Origin of the sequence: Micromonospora sp. AKA38 (genome assembly GCF_027925725.1) — a bacterium.
In the GTDB taxonomy this organism is placed as follows: Bacteria; Actinomycetota; Actinomycetes; order Mycobacteriales; family Micromonosporaceae; genus Micromonospora.
In genome coordinates this window covers 30981-48693 of record NZ_BNEI01000002.1, presented here as the reverse complement: position 1 = coordinate 48693, position 17713 = coordinate 30981, and the positions used below count along the sequence as shown (strand labels likewise).

The window sequence follows — 17713 nt, the reverse complement described above, 5'->3', positions numbered from 1 at the left end:
CGGCGGGCCCGGTGGGGCCCCGCCGCGCGGGAACGGAAATCCTATCCGCCGCCCGCCGGGACCGGCCCGGACGTCGCCGCGCCGGAATCCGCCCCCGGCGACCCGGTAAGGTGCCCGGGATGACCAGCGCCCCGACCACCACCCGTGCTCCGCGTCTGCCGTCGCTGACCGGGCTGCGGTGGATGGGGGCCCTGCTGGTCTTCGGCTTCCACGCGGGCACCATGCGGATCATCGCGGAGCCGCAGTGGCAGGCCGTGATGGGCAAGGTCTTCAGCCTGGGCCTCTCCGGCGTCGAGTTCTTCTTCATCCTCAGTGGCTTCGTGCTCGTCTGGTCGTACCGGGACGGCGAGTCGGGGTGGACGTTCCTGCGCCGCCGGGCGGCCAAGATCTACCCGAACCACGTGGTGACGTTCCTGGCGGCGCTGGCCGTGGCGGCCTGGTTCGCCGACCCGGTACTGCCGTGGGCCGCGATCGGGAACCTGTTCCTGGTCCAGGCGTGGATCCCGCTCAACGGCTACTTCTACAGCATCAACAACGTGAGCTGGTCGCTCTCCTGCGAGCTGGCCTTCTACCTGTGTCTGCCCCTGGTGGTGCCGTGGCTGCGCCGGGCGCGTACCGGCGTGCTCCGGGCCGTGCTGGTCGCCGCGCCGCTGCTCATCCTGGCGCTCTGGCCGGGCCAGCACCTGGTGCCCGAGGAGCAGCGGTGGTGGTTCACGCAGATCTTCCCGGTCACCCGCTCGTTCGAGTTCTGGATGGGAGCGGCGGCGGCCGAGCTGATGCGCCGCAACCGCTGGCGCGGCCCCGGACTGACCACCGCCAGCCTGGCCTTCGTCGCCACCTGGGCGGTCGCCGCGCTGTGGATCCGGGCCGAGTTTTGGGCGGCGCTGCTCGCCGTCGCGTACCTGCTGGTCATCACCGCGGCGGCGAACGCCGACGTGCGGGGCCGGCGGACCCCGTGGCGGTCCCGGCCGATGCTCTGGCTCGGTGAGGTCTCGTTCGCGTTCTACCTGGTCCACGTGCTGGTCATGGTGACCGTGCTGCGGCTCACCGGGGACTGGGGGACCGGGCTGCCCGGGTGGCGGGGCCCGCTCGCGGTGCTCGGCTTCCTACTGCTCACCCTGGCGCTCGCCGCCGTGCTGCACCGCTGGGTGGAGGAGCCGATGATGCGCCGCCTCGGCCCGTCGCGCCGGGCCCGCGGCGGTCCGGCCGCCGCCGCGCCGACACCGGGCGTGCCCGCACCGCGCGCGGCCGCCGACGACACCGGCGCGGCGTCCGCCGGGGAGCCGGACCCGTCGATCGAGTACGCCGGGCGGCGCCGGCCGGACTGAGCGGTCCACCCTGGTCAACGGCGTCGCGACACGCCGGGCGACGATGCGCCGTGCCCGGATCGGCGGTAATTTGTTCCCGTGGCTCCGATCGCGCTCACCTGTCCCGTGTGGTGGGTGGCGCGCTGGGTCGCACGGATGCTGGCCAGCCTGGCCGTGGTCGTCGCCTGTTCGCTGGGCGCCGCCACGCTGCCGACCGGCGTGTCCCCGATCGCACCCGCGGCGGCCGGCCCAGCCGCCGGGTTGCGGGCCGACGCCGCCGAACGGCCGAACGGCAGTGTCGCCGACCGGCAGGGCGACACCGCCGCCGAGCGGCAGGGCGACACCGTCACCGAGCGGCAGGGCGACACCGTCGTCGAGCGGCAGGGCGTCCCCGCCGTCGATCGGCAGCGGAGCCGCGTCGGCGTTCCCGAGCCGCAGCCGGTGGGCGATGCCCCGCCCCCGACCGGGCGGCACCCGTTCCCGGTCGGCCAGCCGCCGGCTCCGGCCGGTCCGCGGGCCCCGCCCGCCCGCTGAGCCGCCACGGGCCCGGCCCGTGACCGCGCCCACCGAACCTCACCCCGCACCGCCCCTCGGCGGCCCGGCGGCGCCCGGACTCCGGCCGCGCCCCGCCCCCGACCGGCCGTGCGGAGTTACCCGCCACTGTCTCCCGTGAGGTGCCGACCATGTCGCAGACCGTTCTCCTCAATTTCCTCACCGCCGTCCCCGAGGCCGCCGCCATCTGGTCGGCGCTGACCGTGCTCGCCCTCGTCCTGCTCGCCGTGCTGGTCGCTCGACCGGAACGCGACGGCGCGGGGGAGCCGGCACTCGAACCCGTCGACGCGGAGGCGCTCCACCGCGCCGACCTGGCCCGGTACGCCGACGAGGTGGCGATGGCCGCCGCCGGGGCCGCGCAGACCGCCCGTCGCCGTCGCGAGCAGTGGCTGACCGCCCAGAGCGAGGCCGAGCGGGCCTGGACCGCCTACGACGAGGCGGACGCCGCCGCCCGCCGCCTGGCCGGCGCCGGCGCGCTGCCCGCCCCGCACACACCCCGCACCCCTGCCGAGTACGCGGCGCGCGAACGCTGGCTGCACCACGCCGCCATGACGGCGCACTGGCGGGGGGAGCTGACCGCCCGCCAGCTCGCCGACGTGCTCGCCCACCGCAACGGGTGGGACCCGCGCCGGCACCCGGCCGAGCAGGAGATCGTGCTGGCCCGGACCGTCCGCGACGGGCGGCGGGCCGGCTGGGAGACGGCCGCCGAGCGGGAACGCCTCGCGTGGCGGGACGCCGAACTGGCCGCCGAGGCGGCCCGCACGCTCGCCGCCGAGGCGTGCGCGGCTGCCACGGCGCTGCGGCCGGTGCCCACGTCCCGCGTCTCGTCGGCGAGCCGCGTCCCGGCCCCGTCGGCGGTGCGGTGGCGTCCGGCCCGCGTCGGCTGAGCGTCCCGGGGAGCACGTCGACCGAATCGTTACCCGAAACCGGTGAGGCCGGTCACCGGTGCCGTCCGCCGGCGACCGTCCGGATCGATGGCCCCTGCTGCGCCCGCTGCCCGATTCTTCGTCGGCCGGATGTCCGCTTCCTGCCGCACGGCGCCGACGTAGCCGCTTGTCCCATTGAGGGAGGTCGGTGACCGGCTGTTCCGAATCCGTAGTCGTCGAGGATGTTTACGCAGGTGAGAGCGCTTGGCAGGGCCTGTACCCGCCGGTAGTGTCGGCGCGTCCGGTGCGGTTCCCGATCGCAGATGGCGACGCCGCGCCGACCCGCCTAATCGTGCATACGAACCGGGGACCCAACGCAACACCGGGGTGAATCCGCGAGCCCACGGCCGCGGTAGGGCGTACTTCCCGCCCGAATCCGTCAGCTAACCCGGTCGGCGGCCACGGAAGGAGTTCCATCCCGTGCCCACCACCCCCCGAACGTCTCCCCGCCTCCACGGCCCCGGGGTGCCGGCGCTCGCCTGACGCGACGCGCTTCCGACCCCGTCCCGCCCGGCATCCGGGCGACTTCCCGCGGCCGTCCCGCCCGCCAGCGCGTGTGAGTTCCTCCACGCGCGGGGTCGGCGCGTGCCGCCCACCCCGTGGAGGAAACCCGTGAAGTACCACCTGAAGCGCCACCTGCGTCGCCTCGCGACCGAGCGTCCGTACCAGATCATCGCCGGTTCGGCGGCGGCCCTCGTGCTGGCCGGTGGCACCGGCGCCGCGCTGACCGCCACCGACGACGCGCCGACCCGGCAGGAGAGCACCGCCGCGGTGGCGGAACTCGGCTCCCGCCTCGGCGACACCGCCAGCCGCAGCGAGGCGCGCATCGCCGTCCCGTCGCCGAGCGCGTCGCCGAGCGCGTCGCCGAGCGCGTCGCCGAGCGCCTCGCCCCGCCGCTCGCCCAGCGCCTCGCCCACGGCGAAGGTCGCCGACCCGGACACCACCCGCAAGGCCACGCCGAAGCCGCCGTCGAGCAAGGTGCTCGACTACGACTACCAGGCGCAGACCACCTACTACTACTGCGGCCCGGCCGCGGTGCGGAACGCGCTCAGCGCCACCGGCATCGAGCGCAGCCAGGACACGCTCGCCGTCGCGCTCGGTACCACCGAGATGGGCACCAACTCGGCCGAGGACACCACCCGGGTGCTCAACCAGCAGGTCAAGGGCGACCCGTACCGGACCCGCATGATCCCCGGCACGGCCACCAAGGCGCAGATCGACCGACTCCAGGCCGACGTGGTCAACGCGGTCCGCAACGGCCGGGCGGTGGTCTCGAACGTCGTCGGGGACGCCACCGACACCAACGGCGGCTGGCACTCGTTCCCGGGCGGCCACTACATCGCCGTGGTCGGCTACCAGAACGACGGTCGGACCGTACGGATCGCCGACTCGGCCGACCCGTCGCTGCCGGCGTACTGGATCAGCACCATCGATCTGGCGAACTGGATGGCCACGCGCGGCTACTCCGCCTGACCGTACGCGTCGAAGGCCGGCACCCCTGTCCGGGGTGCCGGCCTTCGCGTCGTCTCAGCTGTTCCAGTGCTTGCCGACGAGGTCGGTGGCCTGCTTCTCCCACTGCGCGTACGCGTCCGGGTAGGCCGACACCTGCACCGTCTGCGCGGCCTCGGTCAGCGGCATGTCCTGCCAGCCGTCAACCTGCTTCAACCCCTTCAGGAACGCAAGCGTCGAATACTCCGGATCGGTGATCTGCTCCGGGGTGCCCCAACCCGAGGACGGGCGCTGCTGGAACAGACCCAGCGAGTCATGGTCGTTGCGGTCGCCGAGATGGCCCAGGTTCTCCAGCTTCGACTCCTGCAACGCGGTCGCGATCGAGACCACCGCAGCCCGCTCCGGCAGCCCGGCCTTCTTCGTCGCCGCGATGATCGCCTTCACGTTCGCCGTCTGCTCGTCGTTCAGGTTGATCGTCGACTGCTCACCCTGCACACTCGCCACCGCCGTGACCGGCTTGGCCGTAGCGGCGTGCGCGGACTCGACATGACCGGCGATCGGACCGGCGAACACACCACCGGTGAAAGCCAGACCAGCAATACCCAGCACGCTCTTACGCAGCATCGTGTTCATGGCGGGGGCTCCATTCGGGGGTCAACGCACCGGGGGGGGTGCGGGCACCGTCAGGCGCACGAGAAAGTTCTGGCTGCTCGCGGGGCGGGGGGCCTCGTCGCGGCGCCGGAAGTGTGTGCAACGACCGGGGGTCCACCGTCATTCCCAGGCGGGGGGGCTTGCCTTCCTCGGCCGTGCACCCGTCTACAACGCCGCCGCCCCGTCGACGATTCCGCCGCCAGCGTGCCGCCCACCACCGCCGAACCGGACAATCCCCCCACTGAGGCATGCCCGCTACTGGAACGCTATGGATCTCTCACGCGCGCCCACACATCCACCGTGTTCCACTCGCCGCCCGCCCCCACCCGGCCGTGGCTGCGGACAGTCAGTGCTCCAGAGCCTGCGAACTTGATGGCGTGGACGGGTCAGGAGGGCGACCCGTCCACGCCATCAAGTTTGTAGGGCTGCGAGCGCAAGCAACGTCCGGCGTGCCCTACGCGTCGACACCGTTCCGCGCCCAGGTTGTGGAACGACGCGGGAGTGCCTCCGGTGTCCGCGGGCAGTCATCGCGTTCCATTCGCCCGGGCGGTGCCGGCCGTGCGTGGTCTCGCGCGTGGTGTCCGTGCGGTGGCAGACTGCGGCGTATGGGCGATGCGACGGCGACCCGCCACCTGGTGCTCCTGCACGGCATGGGCGCCACCGGCGAGGTGTGGTTGCCCTGGGCGCCGCTGCTGGAGCGTCGCTGGCAGGGGCGTTGGCTCGCCCCCGACCTGGCCGGCCACGGCTGGTCACCGCCGCTGCCGGAGGCCGGGTACTCGTTCGCGGCCCTGGCGCGGCGCGTGGCGGACGGGCTCGACGCGCTCCGGCTCGGCCCGCACGACCGGCTGGTGCTGCTCGGGCACTCGCTCGGTGGCGTGGTGGCGCTGTCGCTCGCCGCACGGCAGCGGGGCCTGCCGGTCGACGCGGTGGTCGGGCTGGGCATCAAGGTGGTCTGGTCACCGGCCGAGCTGGCCAAGGCGGACGAGTTGGCGGCCCGGCCGGTGACCTGGTTCGCCACCCGTGACGAGGCGGCCCGCCGCTACCTGCGGGTCTCCGGGCTCGCCGGCCTGTTCGCTCCCGACCATCCGGTGGTCGACGCGGGGCTGCGGCGGGAGGACGGCCGCGGGCACCGGAGCCACCCCGGCGGCGACGAGCGGGGCGGTGGACGGTGGCGGCTGGCCATGGATCCGGCCGGGTTCGCGGTGGGTGAGCCCGACGTGCCCGCTCTGCTGGCCGCCGCCGACGCGCCGGTGCTGCTGGCGCGCGGCGAAACGGATCCGATGGTGACGGACGCGCAGCTCAAGGCGTTCGGCGTGCCGGTGGCCACCCTGCCCGGGTTGGGCCACCACGCCCACGTCGAGGACCCGGCGGCGGTGCTCGCCCTGCTCGACCCCTATCTCTAGGCCGGACGCGGCGCCGGGACGGCCCAGTCCGGTTCCAGCTCGCGGCGGGCGGCGGAGAGGAACGCCTCGGCGTAGCCGTCGGCGGGGAAGTCGCCCAGGTAGCGGGTCCGGGCCGTCCAGCGTTCGGGGGCCTTCGGGTCAGTGTCGAGCAGCGCGGCGAGCACGTCGTCCACGTTGGACATGTCGCGGCGCAGCACGTAGCCGGCGGCCGCGAGCGGGAACCGCTCGACGAAGTGCGCGCCGTCGGCGCCGGTGTCGGTGACCGCGTACGGCTTGCCGGAGTAGAGCCAGTCGGAGATGACCCCGGAGACGTCGGAGACCAGCGCGTCGGCGCGGTTGACGCACTCGGTGAGCGTCAGCTCCCGGGCCGCCGCCGCGCCCCACAGGTGCGGCCGGCCGGTCTTCGCCTTGTCGGCGGCGAGCAGTTCGGTGAGCCGGGCGAGCTGCCGCGCCGAGGCCGGGTTCCGGTCGGTGTACGGGTGGGCGCGCAGGATCACCGCCGCGCCGCGGTCGATCAGTCGCCGGATCAGCGTCTCGGCCACCGGCAGCGAACAGTAGTTGGCGTCGGCGTGGTGCCCGGTCCAGGTGGGGGTGTAGAGGACGGTCGGGTGCGCCGACGCCGGCCTCGGCTCCCGGCGTACCTCGATGGCCTCGACCTGGGGGCGGCCGACCACGACGAACTTCTCGGCGGGGATCTCCACGCCGGCGCGGGCGTACCTGTCGATCGCGGCCTGGCCGGCCACGAAGATCTTGTCGAAGATCGCCGACACCGGGTTGGCGCTGGGCGCCTTGTCGCTGTCGCCGTGGTGCAACTGCACGTGGGTGAGCTGGTGGAACCGGATCACGTGGGCGTTCTTCGCGCCGTGGTTGACGTAGAACGCCGCCCGCAGGCTGGGCACCAGCGCCTCGTCGAGCGCCTTCAGGGTGGGGCAGAGGACCACCGGCGCGCGGGTGGCGGCGGCCACGGTGGACAGGAACTCGGGCTCGCGCACCACCACCAGGAACGGCCGGCCGATCCGCTCCAGGTAGGGCAGCCACATGGTGACCTGGTACTCCGACCCGGGCGGGGCGGAGAAGTGCAGCACGAACTCCGGCTGCTGCCGCCGCAACGCCCGGCCGACCGGACCGCCCCCGGCCGGCGGCCGGAACCGGCGCCGGGCGAGGTCGAACGCGATCGCGGCACAACCGGCGCCGACCAGCAGCGTGGCGGCCAGCGGCAGCCAGGCCGGCAGCGGCCACGCGGCGGCGAGCGCCACCAGGGCGAGCAGCACCAGCAGGGCGTCGCCGAGCCGGGCGGCGACGAGTGGCGTCCAGGAGCGGACCGGCAGGTTCGCCGCCCGGATCTCCAGCGCGCCGGCCTGCCGCAGCGGGCCGACCAGCAGCACCAGGCCGAGCAGGACCAGCGCGGTGGCGGCCAGCGCCGGATCGAACCCGTCGTCGGCGCGGCGGGCGTAGCCGACCAGGATCCCGGCGGCCACCAGCACCGTCTCGACGAGCCCGTCGGCGCTGGGCCGGACCCGGCGCTCCCAGGCGGCGGCGGCCAGCGCGGCGACCGCCAGCGCCAGGCCGGCGCCGGTGGCGCCGGTGAGCGCCACGACGAGGAACGCCAGCACCGCCAGCCCGCTGGTCAGTACCCGGGCGAGCAGCTTCCGGACCAGTTCACCACGCATCTGCACGTCCCTCGGGTCAGGCGCGGGTGGACAGTTCGGACCGGTGCGCGCCGGGCTGCGCCGGCACGTCGGCCACCGGCTCGCCGGGTGCCCGGCGGACGTCGACCACCTGCCCGGTCAGTTCGGAGATCAGCACGTCCAGGGAGGCCTGGGCGACCGCCTCGGAGGCGAGCAGCGTGTGCTCCGGCTCCTCGCCGAACGCCTTGGTCCGCATCGGGGTGGCGGTGCGTTCCGGGTTGACGCAGTTGACCCGTACGCCGAACTCCGCCCACTCGTCGGCGAGCGCCTGGGTGAGGTTGACAAGCGCGGCCTTGGTGGCCGAGTAGAGCGCGTACCGGGCCCGGCCCCGGGTGTAGGAGCTGGACGTGTAGAGCAGCAACTGCCCCTTGGTCTGCTGGAGGTACGGCAGCGACTGGCGGGCGATGGTGACCGGGCCGACGAAGTTGACGTGCAGGAGCCGGTCCATCGTCTCGTCGTCCATCTCGGCGAGCGCGCCCTTCTCCAGGATGCCGGCGGTGACCACCACGTGGTCGATCCGGCCGGTCGCCTCGAACGCGGTCTTCAGCGCGGCGGCCACGTCCTCGGCGCGCTCCACGTGCGTGCCGGTGCTGGACCGGCTGAACGGGAAGACCTGGGCGCCGTAGCCGCGGGCCAGTTCGGTGAGGTCGTGCCCGATGCCGTAGCTGCCGCCGAAGACCACGATGGTCCGGCCGGTCAGCTCCTCGGCGTAGCCGCGGTGGCTGAGCCGGGGCGCCTGGGCGGCGGCGAGCTGGAACAGCTTGTCGGCCAGGTGCACGTCGACCGGGTGGGTGACCTTGATGTTCTCGTCCGAGCCGTCGATCACCTTGATCGGCGTGCCGGGCAGGTAGCGCAGCACCACACCGCAGTCGTCGGTGGCGGCGAAGTCGGGGTCGCCCTCGGCCCGCCGGTACGCCTCCCGGATGGTGCCGGAGCGGAACGCCTGCGGGGTCTGGCCGCGGCGCAGCCGGGACCGGACCGGGATGTCGGTGATGCAGTCGTCCGCGTCGACCTGGACGATCGTGTCGGCGGACGGGATGGCCACGTCGACCGCCGAGTAGCTCCAGAGCGCGTTCACGCACTCGCGCACGATCCGCGCGCTGACCAGCGGGCGGACCGCGTCGTGGAAGAGGATGTTGACGTCGCCCTCGCCGACCGCGTCGAGCGCGATCCGGGTGGTGTCGTTGCGCGTCTCGCCGCCCTCGATCACCTTGGTGACCTTGCGGAACCCGGCGCCGGCGACGATCCGTTCGGCGTCCGGCACGTGGCCGGTGGCCATCAGCACGATGATCTCGTCGATCTCCGGCGCGGCCTCGAAGACGGCAAGCGTGTGCTCGATGATCGGCTTGCCGGCGATCTTCAGGAGCTGCTTCGGGATGCCCAGACCGAGGCGGGTCCCGGTGCCCCCGGCGAGGATCACGGCCACCGTACGCGTGGGGCGCCAGGGTGCCGGGCTCGCCGGCGCGGCGTCCGGTGCGGTGGTGTGGTCCTGCGTCATTGCCGTACCTCACTCTGGGTGAAGGGGATGGGTCCGGAAACCTTAACGCGTACGGCGGAGCGCACCGCCCGGACGGATCCCGGGTCGGTGCGCTCCGGCGGGTTACTTCTGGTTCTCGTAGGCGTCGCAGACCTCCTGGGTGGGGCCGTCCATCCGCAGGACGCCGCTCTCCAGCCAGATGGTGCGCTCGCAGGTGTCCCGGATCGAGCCGATCGAGTGGCTGACCAGGAACACGGTGCCGGCGCTGTCGCGCAGCTCCCGGACCCGCTGCTCGCTGCGGACCCGGAACTTGCGGTCGCCGGTGGCCAGCGCCTCGTCGATGAGCAGCACGTCGTGCTTCTTCGCCGACGAGATCGCGAAGCGCAGCCGGGCGCCCATGCCGGAGGAGTAGGTGCGCATCGGCAGCGAGGCGAAGTCGCCGCGCTCGTTGATCCCGGAGAACTCGATGATCTCCGGGGCGATGCGCTTGACCTCCTCCGGCGGCATGCCCATGGCCAGGCAGCCGAGCACCACGTTGCGCTCGCCGGAGAGGTCGTTGAGCAGCGCGGCGTTCACGCCGAGCAGGGACGGCTGGCCCTGCGTGTAGACCGCGCCCCGGGCCGGCGGGAGCAGGCCGGCGATGGCCCGCAGCAGGGTCGACTTGCCGGAGCCGTTGCTGCCGATCAGGCCGATGGCCTCACCCTCGTACGCGGTGAAGCTCACCCCCTTGACGGCGTGCACCTCGCGGATGTTCGGCGCCTTGGTGCGGGAGACGATCCGCTTGAGCGCGGAGACGGGGGTGGTGCCGCCGGCCGCGCCCTTGTGGATCCGGTAGATCACGTGCACGTCGTCCACCACCACGGTGGGGACGCGGCCCGAGTCGGTCACGGTGCCGGCGTTCACCGGCAGCGTCTGCTCAGCCACGGCCGTACTCCTTCTCTCCGCGCCAGAAGTAGACGAACCCGCCGACGCCCATGACGACCGCCCAGAACACGCCGAGCGCCCAGAGCTTCGGCGGGGAGCTCACCATGTTGGGCTGGTGCGAGTCGAGCAGCGCGTAGCGGGCCAGCTCGATGAAGACCAGCGGCGGGTTCCACTCCAGGATGCTGGCCGCCCAGGAGGGCAGGTGCTCGCGCAGCAGCGCCACCGGGTAGAGCACGCCGGAGGCGTACAGCCAGGTGCGCATCACGAACGGCATGATCTGCTTGAGGTCGGCGACCTTGGAGCCGAGGCGGGCCATCACCATGCTCAGCCCGACGTTGAAGATCGTCTGGAGCAGCAGCATCGGGGGCAGCAGCAGCCAGCGGAACGTGACCGGCTCGCCGGTGAGCAGCACGATCGCGGCCAGCACCACCATCGACATGAGGAGCTGCTGGAGCTGCACCAGGGTGACCGTGATCGGCAGCGCGGCGCGCGGGAACTGCAACGCCCGGATCAGCCCCAGGTTGCCGGTGATGGCGCTGGTGCCGTTCGTGGCCGCGGTCTGGGTGAAGATGAAGATGAACACACCGGTGCACAGGTACGCGATGAAGTTGTTCACGTTCCGGTGCTGGGCCAGGATCAGCCCGAAGATCAGGAAGTAGACCGCCGCGTTGGTCAGCGGGGTCAGCACCTGCCAGAGCTGGCCGAGCTGGGTGTTGCTCAGCGAGGACGCGACCTTCGCCCGCGAGTACGCGGTCATGAAGTGCCGGTACGCCCAGAGCCGGCGGGCGTACTCGCCCAGGGGCGGTCGTTCCCCGGCGACCCGCAGTCCGTACCGCCCGGCCAGTTGGGCCCGGGTCAGTCCGGATTCGGGGTCGGCCACCGCGGTGTTGGCCATGGTCAGGCGCTCCGATCTTTTCGTGCCGATGGGGAGCAGTGCGGTGAAGACATCCAGCGTGGCCGGGCGGGGAGGAGCCGCCTCGCTGCTGCATGGAAGGTAGTCCACCGAACGTCGGGACGCAACCGTACCGTCGTTGCGCTACATTGTCCCACGTGACGACCGAGAAGAGGCGTGCCCCGGCCGGCGCGGCGGTGCTGCGCGGCGAGATCACCAGCGCCATCCGCACCGCCGTGATGCAGGAGTTGGCCCAGGTCGGCTACGGGCGCCTCTCGATCGAGGCGGTGGCCCGCCGGGCCGGCGTGAGCAAGACCGCGATCTACCGACGTTGGCGTTCCAAGCTCGACCTGGTGCTGGACATGGTCTCCGCGGTGGCCGGGCGGAACATCCCGCTGCTGGACACCGGGAGCCTCCTGGGCGACCTGGAGATCCTGCTGCACGTGATGGCGCGTGCGTTGCGTCACCGACTGGCCGCGCAGATCATCCCGGACCTGCTGGCCGAGGCGGCGCGCAACCCCCAGATCGCCGAGAAGCTCCAGACCGCGCTGGACGACTACCAGCAGGCCGTCGGCCGGATCCTGATCGGCCGGGCGGTGGAGCGCGGCGAGCTGTCCCCGGACACCGACCGGCGGGCCGCGGTCGACCTGATCGTCGGGCCGGTCTACTGGCGGATGGCCATCTCCCGGGCCCCGCTGGAGGCGGCCGAGGTGCCCCGGATGGCCGCCGCGATCGTCGCGGCGCTGCGGGTAGCATGCTTGGGGCCTGCCCGCGACGAGGTGGAAGTATGAGTCACCCGTCGATCATGAACAGCGCGGAACATCCGGTCGGACACTGAGCGCGAACGCAGCGTTTTCCGTCCAGACCGTTACCATCCCCCCGAACGTCCCCCACAGTCACGCGTCGACAGGAGGAAGCCCCATGGCCGGGCCGCATCCAGAGTTCATTCCCCCAGCACGACCGATCATCGGCGAGGCCGAGATCGAGGCGGCTGTCCGGGTGCTGCGGAGCGGCCGGGTGGTGCAGGGCCCCGAGGTCGCCGCGTTCGAGGAGGAGTTCGGCGACCTGGTCGCCGGCCGGCACTGCGTCGCCGTCAACTCCGGCACGTCCGCGCTCCAGCTCACCCTGATGGCGCTCGGCTTCGGCCCGGGCGACGAGATCATCGTGCCCTCGTTCTCGTTCGCCGCCAGCGGCAACGCGGTCCGGCTGGTCGGCGCCGAGCCGGTCTTCGTGGACATCGAGCCGGGCAGCTTCTGCGTCGACCCGGAGGCGGTCGCCGCCGCGATCACCCCGAAGACGGTCGCCATCATGCCGGTGCACCTCTACGGCCACCCCGCCGCGATGGACCGGATCATGGCGATCGCGCAGCAGCACGGCCTGGCCGTCGTCGAGGACGCCGCCCAGGCGCACGGCGCCGAGCTGAACGGCACCCCGGTCGGCGCGTTCGGCACCGCCGGCTGCTTCAGCTTCTACCCGACCAAGAACATGCACTCCCTTGAGGGCGGCATGATCACCACCGCCGACGCCGGGCTCGCCCGCACGCTGCGGCTGTTGCGCAACCAGGGCATGGAGCAGCGGTACGCCAACGAGATCGTCGGCGCCAACATGCGGATGACCGACGTGGCCGCCGCCATCGGCCGGGTCCAGCTCGGCCAGCTCGCCGGGTGGACCGAGCAGCGTCGCGCGAACGCCAAGTTCCTCGACTCCGCGATCACCGGCATGGTCACCCCGCCGGTCGCCGACGGCGCGAAGCACGTCTACCACCAGTACACGGTGCGGGTGACCGGCGACCGCGACGCCGCCCAGGCCCGCCTCACCGAGCTGGGCATCGGCAACGCGGTCTACTACCCGACCCCGATCCACCGGCTCAAGCCCTACCTGAACGCCGACGGCCAGCCCGGCCCGTGGCAGCTGCCGGAGACCGAGCGGGCCGCCGCCGAGGTGGTCTCGCTGCCGGTGCACCCGTCGCTGAGCCAGGCCGAGCTGGAGCGGATCGCCGACGCGGCGAACGTCGCGGGCGGTGCCCGATGAGCGGGGGACGCAAGCTGCGCGCCGGGCTGATCGGCCTCGGCGCCATGGGCCGCAACCACGCCCGGGTGCTGTCCAACCTGGACGGCGTCGAGCTGGTCGGCATCGTCGACCCGGCCGGTGACACCACCGGCACGCTGCGCGCGCCGGTGGTGGCCGAGCTGAGTGACCTGCTGGCGCTGGGCGTCGACTACGCGGTGGTCGCCTGCCCGACCGCGCTGCACGAGTCGATCGGCCTGGAACTGGCCGCCAACGGTGTCTGCGCGCTGATCGAGAAGCCGCTCGCGCAGTCCGTCGAGGCGGCCACCAAGCTGGTCGACGCGTTCGAGGCGGCCGGCCTGGTCGCCGGCGTCGGCCACATCGAGCGCTACAACCCGGCGTTGCAGAGCCTGCGTACCCGGCTGGAGGCCGGTGAGCTGGGCGAGGTCTTCCAGGTGGTCACCCGCCGGCAGGGCCCGTTCCCGCACCGCATCGCCGACGTCGGCGTGGTGATGGACCTGGCCACCCACGACATCGACCTGACCGCCTGGGTGACCGGCCAGGAATACACCTCGGTCGCCGCCCGCACGGTCTCCCGCAGCGGCCGGCTGCACGAGGACATGGTCGCCGTGGTCGGCACGCTCGCCGACGGCACCATGGTCAACCACCTGGTCAACTGGCTGAGCCCGCTCAAGGAGCGGTCCACCGTGGTCACCGGCGACAAGGGCTGCTTCGTCGCCGACACGCTCACCGCGGACCTCACCTTCTACGCCAACGCCGCCATCGACACCGAGTGGGAGGCGCTGCGCGCGTTCCGCGGCGTGGCCGAGGGCGACATGGTCCGCTACGCCATCCCGAAGCGGGAACCGCTGCTGGTCGAGCACGAGCGCTTCCGCGACGCGGTCGAGGGCAAGCAGAGCGACATCGTCACCCTGCGGCAGGGTCTGCGTACCGTGCAGGTGGCGGCGGCGCTGCTGGAGTCCGCGTCCGACGGCAAGGTCGTGTCGGTCGTGTCGAGCGGCAGCGACGCGGAGCCGGCGCTGCGATGAGCCCCGCGCCGGTGCGGCGGACGGTCTCGGCGGTACGGCGGCGGATCCCCCGGCGGTGGCGCATCGCGCTCCGCCGGGCCGCCGCCGGCACGCGGCCCTTCCAGACCCCGTCGGTACGCGAGCTGTGTGAGCTGCCCGCCGGCACGCCGCTCCTGGTGCACGCCGGTGGGATCACGGCGGACCGGGCGCTGGACGGGGTGGTCCGTACGCTCGACCGGTTGCCCGAGTTCCACCTCGCGTTGGTCTGCGACGAGGCGGAGCAGACGGCGGCCCGGGAGCTGGTCGACCGCGCCGGCAGGGCCCGTCGCCGGATCCACCAGGTGCCACGCCCACGCGCGGTGACCGCCGCGTTCCTCGCCTCGGCGGACGTGGCGGTGTTCGGCTTCGACCCGGACGCCGGCCTGGCGCTGCTCGACACCTACCTCGCCGCCGGGCTGCGGATCGTCGCGGCGGACAGCCGGGTGGTCCGCGAGCACCTGGCCCGACACGGGACCGGCGAACTCTTCGCGCCCGGCTCGCTGCCCTCCTTCGCGAAGGCGGTGCAGCGGGCCCGGCAGCACGACGACGGGCCACCCGCGCCGGACGGGCCCACGGTCGCGCCGATCGAGGCCGGCACCCCGGGCCCCTGGCGGGCGCTCGGCGCCGGTCCGGTCCGGTTGGGGCTGGGCACCGCCAACTACGCCGGGCAGCTCTCCGCCCTGGCCGTGGCGCTCACCACCGCCCGGACGGACGTCGGCGTCGAGCTGGTGATGGCCAAGCCGCCGGAGACCTACCGCTACCCGGCCGACCGTTACCTGAACTACCCGGGCGAGCACCGGCTCGACGTGCAGGCGGAGCAGGCCCGCCGGGTGCTCGGCTGGTACACGCACCTGATCGTGGACGCGTTCCGCCCGGTGCTCGGCCGGGCCAACGGCGACGACATCGCCGCCGACCTGCCCGCGCTGCGCCGGGCCCGGCTCAAGGTCGCGCTGCTGGCGCACGGCAGCGAGATCCGCCATCCGGGCGCGCACCTGGAACGGCATGCCGAGTCCGCGTTCCGGGACGCCGACCCCGAGCTGCGCGAGCGGCTCACCACGGTGGCCGAACGCAACCGGCGCACCGCCGAGGAGAGCGGCCTGCCGTTCTTCGTGACCACCCCCGACCTGCTGGACGACGTGCCGTTCGCCACCTGGGCGCCGCTGATCGTCGACGTGGACGACTGGGCCTGCGACCGCCCGGTGCTGGAACGCGCCCGGCCGGTGGTGCTGCACGCGCCGTCGAAGCGGTGGACCAAGGGCACCGACCGGCTCCTGCCCCGGTTGCAGGAGCTGCACGACCGCCACGTCATCGAACTGCGCCTGGTGGAGGGGCTGCCGCACCACGAGATGCGCCGCCAGGTGCAGGACTGCGACATCGTGGTCGACCAGCTCGTGATGGGCAGCTACGGCACCTTCTCCTGCGAGGGGATGGCCGCCGGCAGGGTCGTGATGGCGTACGTCAGCGAGGGCCCGCACCGGGCCGCCGGCGTCCGCCCGCCGATCGCCAACGCCACGCCCGACACCCTCGTCAAGGCCATCGAATCGCTGCTCGACGACCGGCCCGCCGCGGTCGCCCTCGCCGCGGAGGGCACGCGTTACGTCCGTGACCACCACGACGGGCGACGGACCGCCGAGGTCTTCGACGCCTTTCTCCGATAGCCCCGCCCGCGCCCGCCCCCGTCAACGAGGAGAAGCACCCGATGCAAGCTGGCTCGAACACCGATGCCCGACCGACCCGGGGACGGGTGGTGATGCTGGTCGACAACGGGGTCCACGGCGACTCCCGGGTGCAGAAGGCCGCCCGATCCGCGGCGGACGCCGGCTGGGAGGTCGTCCTGCTCGGCATCCGCAACGCCCGCTCCGAGGTGGACACCTGGCGGATCGGCGGCGCGGAGGTGCGCCTGCTGCGCGTGCCCAAGCCGCTGCACCGGCTGCCCCGGGAGTACCGCCGCTCGCTGCGCCGGCCGCTGGCGTACGCGTCGACCAGCCGGGCCGCCTACCGGGTCCAGGAGATCAAGGCCTGGCAGGCCGACCTCTACGAGCGCCGGGTCCGCGCCCGGGCGCTCGACGGCGGGCCACCCGCGGCCGTGCGGCGGGCGGCCCAGTTGCCGTCCCGTGCCGCCGCCACGGCACTGGCCCGCTGGGTGCGGTTCCGCAACGGGGAGACCCACCGGCTGCGCAAGGCCCAGCTCGACCCGGAGGCGCCGCTGACCCGGCTGCCCATCCGGCTCTGGCAGAGCGTGCTGGGCAACCGCGCCTGGCGTCGGCTGGACCCCGGGTTGTGGGACTTCGAGCTGGCCTTCCGGACCGCGCTCGACGAGCTGAAGCCGGACATCATCCACGCCAACGACTTCCGGATGCTCGGCATCGGGGCGCGGGCGACGCTGCGGGCCCGGGCCGCCGGCCGGCACACCAAGCTGGTCTGGGACGCCCACGAGTTCGTCGGCGGCATCACCGGCCGGGCCGACAACCCGCGCTGGCTGCCGGCCCAGATCGCCTACACGGCCGAGTACGCGGCCTACCCGGACGCGGTGGTGACGGTCTCCGACACGCTCGCCGACCTGCTCCAGGAGACCCACGCCCTGCCCGAGCGGCCGGCCGTGGTGCTCAACGCGCCGATGGCACCGCCGGCCGAGGCCGAGGGCGAGGTGCCGGACCTGCGGGCGCTGTGCGGCGTGGACGACCGGACGCCGGTGCTCGTCTACTCCGGCGCGGTGAACCCGAGCCGGGGCTGCCAGATCATGGTGGAGGCGCTGCCGGAACTGCCCGACGTGCACGTCGCGTTCGTGACCATGAACCCGAACGGCGACAACACGTTCTCCGAGCGGCTGCGGGAGCGGGCCGTCGAGCTGGGCGTCGAGGACCGGGTGCACCTGCTGCCGTACGTGGCGCACTGGCAGGTGGTGCCGTTCCTGTCCGCCGCGGACGCCGGGGTCATCCCGATCCACCACAAGCCCAACCACGAGCTGGCGCTGATCACGAAGTTCCTGGAGTACTCGCACGCCCGCCTGCCCATCGTGGTCAGCGACGTGAAGACGATGGCGCAGACCGCGCGGGCCACCGGCCAGGGTGAGGTGTTCACCGCCGAGGACCTGGCCGACTACGCGCGCGCCGTGCGGGCCGTGCTCGCCGACCCGCAGCGCTACCGGGCCGCCTACGACAAGCCGGGCCTGCTGGACGGCTGGACGTGGGAGGCGCAGGCCCGCATCCTCGACGAGGTCTACACCTCGCTGCGGGGCGCGTCGCGCGCCGGCGGGGCCCGCCCGCCGGCGTCCCGGCCGGCCGAGGACGAGCAGCAGCTCGCGGGCACCTCGCGCTGACCCGACGAACGAGTTCGGCCGGCTCCCCGAGGGGGAGCCGGCCGATTCCGT

General features: G+C 73.4%; 15 protein-coding genes and 1 riboswitch. Of the genes, 10 read left to right on the top strand and 5 right to left on the bottom strand.

Annotated elements, in window-relative coordinates; all coding sequences use genetic code 11:
• Positions 1-119: 119 nt before the first annotated feature.
• From TPA0908_RS03855 to TPA0908_RS03840, 4 genes are all read left to right on the top strand, one after another.
• On the top strand, positions 120-1328 hold the full coding sequence (locus tag TPA0908_RS03855; RefSeq protein WP_281934723.1) for an acyltransferase family protein: 1209 nt from the start codon (positions 120-122) through the stop codon (positions 1326-1328).
• Between the two features lie 78 nt (positions 1329-1406).
• Positions 1407-1841: a hypothetical protein gene (locus TPA0908_RS03850; protein WP_281934721.1), complete on the top strand. Its 435-nt coding sequence runs from the start codon at positions 1407-1409 to the stop codon at positions 1839-1841.
• Between the two features lie 149 nt (positions 1842-1990).
• Positions 1991-2746: a hypothetical protein gene (locus tag TPA0908_RS03845; RefSeq protein WP_281934719.1), complete on the top strand. Its 756-nt coding sequence runs from the start codon at positions 1991-1993 to the stop codon at positions 2744-2746.
• 312 nt (positions 2747-3058) lie between these two features.
• Positions 3059-3198: riboswitch (cyclic di-AMP (ydaO/yuaA leader) on the top strand.
• 199 nt (positions 3199-3397) lie between these two features.
• Positions 3398-4258: a C39 family peptidase gene (locus TPA0908_RS03840; RefSeq protein WP_281934717.1), complete on the top strand. Its 861-nt coding sequence runs from the start codon at positions 3398-3400 to the stop codon at positions 4256-4258.
• Between the two features lie 54 nt (positions 4259-4312).
• Here TPA0908_RS03840 and TPA0908_RS03835 read toward each other — a convergent pair whose 3' ends face one another.
• Positions 4313-4867, bottom strand: a complete 555-nt coding sequence (locus tag TPA0908_RS03835) for a hypothetical protein (protein WP_281934715.1) — start codon at positions 4865-4867, stop codon at positions 4313-4315.
• 623 nt (positions 4868-5490) lie between these two features.
• On the opposite strand from TPA0908_RS03835, the gene TPA0908_RS03830 reads away from it, so the two are divergent.
• Positions 5491-6288 carry an alpha/beta fold hydrolase gene (locus TPA0908_RS03830; RefSeq protein ID WP_281934713.1) on the top strand — a complete coding sequence of 266 codons (798 nt, stop codon included), beginning with the start codon at positions 5491-5493 and terminating at the stop codon, positions 6286-6288.
• On the opposite strand, the gene TPA0908_RS03825 is transcribed toward TPA0908_RS03830, so the two are convergent.
• The 4 genes from TPA0908_RS03825 to TPA0908_RS03810 all read right to left on the bottom strand — a co-directional run bounded on the left by TPA0908_RS03825 (position 6285) and on the right by TPA0908_RS03810 (position 11272).
• A complete protein-coding gene (locus tag TPA0908_RS03825) occupies positions 6285-7958 on the bottom strand; it encodes a CDP-glycerol glycerophosphotransferase family protein (protein ID WP_281934711.1) in 1674 nt (557 codons plus the stop codon). The two genes, TPA0908_RS03830 and TPA0908_RS03825, sit on opposite strands and share 4 nt — an antisense overlap.
• A 16-nt stretch (positions 7959-7974) precedes the next feature.
• Positions 7975-9474: a bifunctional cytidylyltransferase/SDR family oxidoreductase gene (locus tag TPA0908_RS03820; RefSeq protein ID WP_281934709.1), complete on the bottom strand. Its 1500-nt coding sequence runs from the start codon at positions 9472-9474 to the stop codon at positions 7975-7977.
• A gap of 102 nt (positions 9475-9576) precedes the next feature.
• Positions 9577-10377: an ABC transporter ATP-binding protein gene (locus TPA0908_RS03815; RefSeq protein WP_107156656.1), complete on the bottom strand. Its 801-nt coding sequence runs from the start codon at positions 10375-10377 to the stop codon at positions 9577-9579.
• Positions 10370-11272 carry an ABC transporter permease gene (locus TPA0908_RS03810; protein WP_107156657.1) on the bottom strand — a complete coding sequence of 301 codons (903 nt, stop codon included), beginning with the start codon at positions 11270-11272 and terminating at the stop codon, positions 10370-10372. Before TPA0908_RS03810 ends, TPA0908_RS03815 begins: the two co-directional genes overlap by 8 nt.
• 155 nt (positions 11273-11427) lie before the next feature.
• On the opposite strand from TPA0908_RS03810, the gene TPA0908_RS03805 reads away from it, so the two are divergent.
• The 5 genes from TPA0908_RS03805 (at position 11428) to TPA0908_RS03785 (ending at position 17662) form a co-directional block, all read left to right on the top strand.
• The gene (locus tag TPA0908_RS03805; RefSeq protein ID WP_281934705.1) at positions 11428-12060 is read left to right on the top strand and encodes a TetR/AcrR family transcriptional regulator; all 633 of its coding nucleotides are present in this window, start codon (positions 11428-11430) and stop codon (positions 12058-12060) included.
• 130 nt (positions 12061-12190) lie between these two features.
• Positions 12191-13300: a DegT/DnrJ/EryC1/StrS family aminotransferase gene (locus TPA0908_RS03800; RefSeq protein ID WP_281934703.1), complete on the top strand. Its 1110-nt coding sequence runs from the start codon at positions 12191-12193 to the stop codon at positions 13298-13300.
• Positions 13297-14325, top strand: coding sequence for a Gfo/Idh/MocA family protein (locus TPA0908_RS03795; protein ID WP_281934701.1), 1029 nt, complete (start codon positions 13297-13299; stop codon positions 14323-14325). The genes TPA0908_RS03800 and TPA0908_RS03795 overlap by 4 nt, the downstream gene beginning before the upstream one ends.
• Positions 14322-16001, top strand: coding sequence for a glycosyl transferase family 1 (locus tag TPA0908_RS03790; RefSeq protein ID WP_281934699.1), 1680 nt, complete (start codon positions 14322-14324; stop codon positions 15999-16001). Before TPA0908_RS03795 ends, TPA0908_RS03790 begins: the two co-directional genes overlap by 4 nt.
• A 41-nt stretch (positions 16002-16042) precedes the next feature.
• Complete coding sequence (locus TPA0908_RS03785) at positions 16043-17662, top strand: glycosyltransferase family 4 protein (protein ID WP_281934697.1); 1620 nt, start codon at positions 16043-16045, stop codon at positions 17660-17662.
• The last annotated feature ends 51 nt before the right edge of the window (positions 17663-17713 follow it).

Coding starts and splice junctions, on each gene's coding strand:
- TPA0908_RS03855 (WP_281934723.1), top strand. CDS start 120: ATGACCAGCGCCCCGACCACCACCCGTGCTCCGCGTCTGCCGTCGCTG.
- TPA0908_RS03845 (WP_281934719.1), top strand. CDS start 1,991: ATGTCGCAGACCGTTCTCCTCAATTTCCTCACCGCCGTCCCCGAGGCC.
- TPA0908_RS03835 (WP_281934715.1), bottom strand. CDS start 4,867: ATGAACACGATGCTGCGTAAGAGCGTGCTGGGTATTGCTGGTCTGGCT.
- TPA0908_RS03830 (WP_281934713.1), top strand. CDS start 5,491: ATGGGCGATGCGACGGCGACCCGCCACCTGGTGCTCCTGCACGGCATG.
- TPA0908_RS03825 (WP_281934711.1), bottom strand. CDS start 7,958: ATGCGTGGTGAACTGGTCCGGAAGCTGCTCGCCCGGGTACTGACCAGC.
- TPA0908_RS03820 (WP_281934709.1), bottom strand. CDS start 9,474: ATGACGCAGGACCACACCACCGCACCGGACGCCGCGCCGGCGAGCCCG.
- TPA0908_RS03810 (WP_107156657.1), bottom strand. CDS start 11,272: ATGGCCAACACCGCGGTGGCCGACCCCGAATCCGGACTGACCCGGGCC.
- TPA0908_RS03800 (WP_281934703.1), top strand. CDS start 12,191: ATGGCCGGGCCGCATCCAGAGTTCATTCCCCCAGCACGACCGATCATC.
- TPA0908_RS03795 (WP_281934701.1), top strand. CDS start 13,297: ATGAGCGGGGGACGCAAGCTGCGCGCCGGGCTGATCGGCCTCGGCGCC.
- TPA0908_RS03790 (WP_281934699.1), top strand. CDS start 14,322: ATGAGCCCCGCGCCGGTGCGGCGGACGGTCTCGGCGGTACGGCGGCGG.
- TPA0908_RS03785 (WP_281934697.1), top strand. CDS start 16,043: ATGCAAGCTGGCTCGAACACCGATGCCCGACCGACCCGGGGACGGGTG.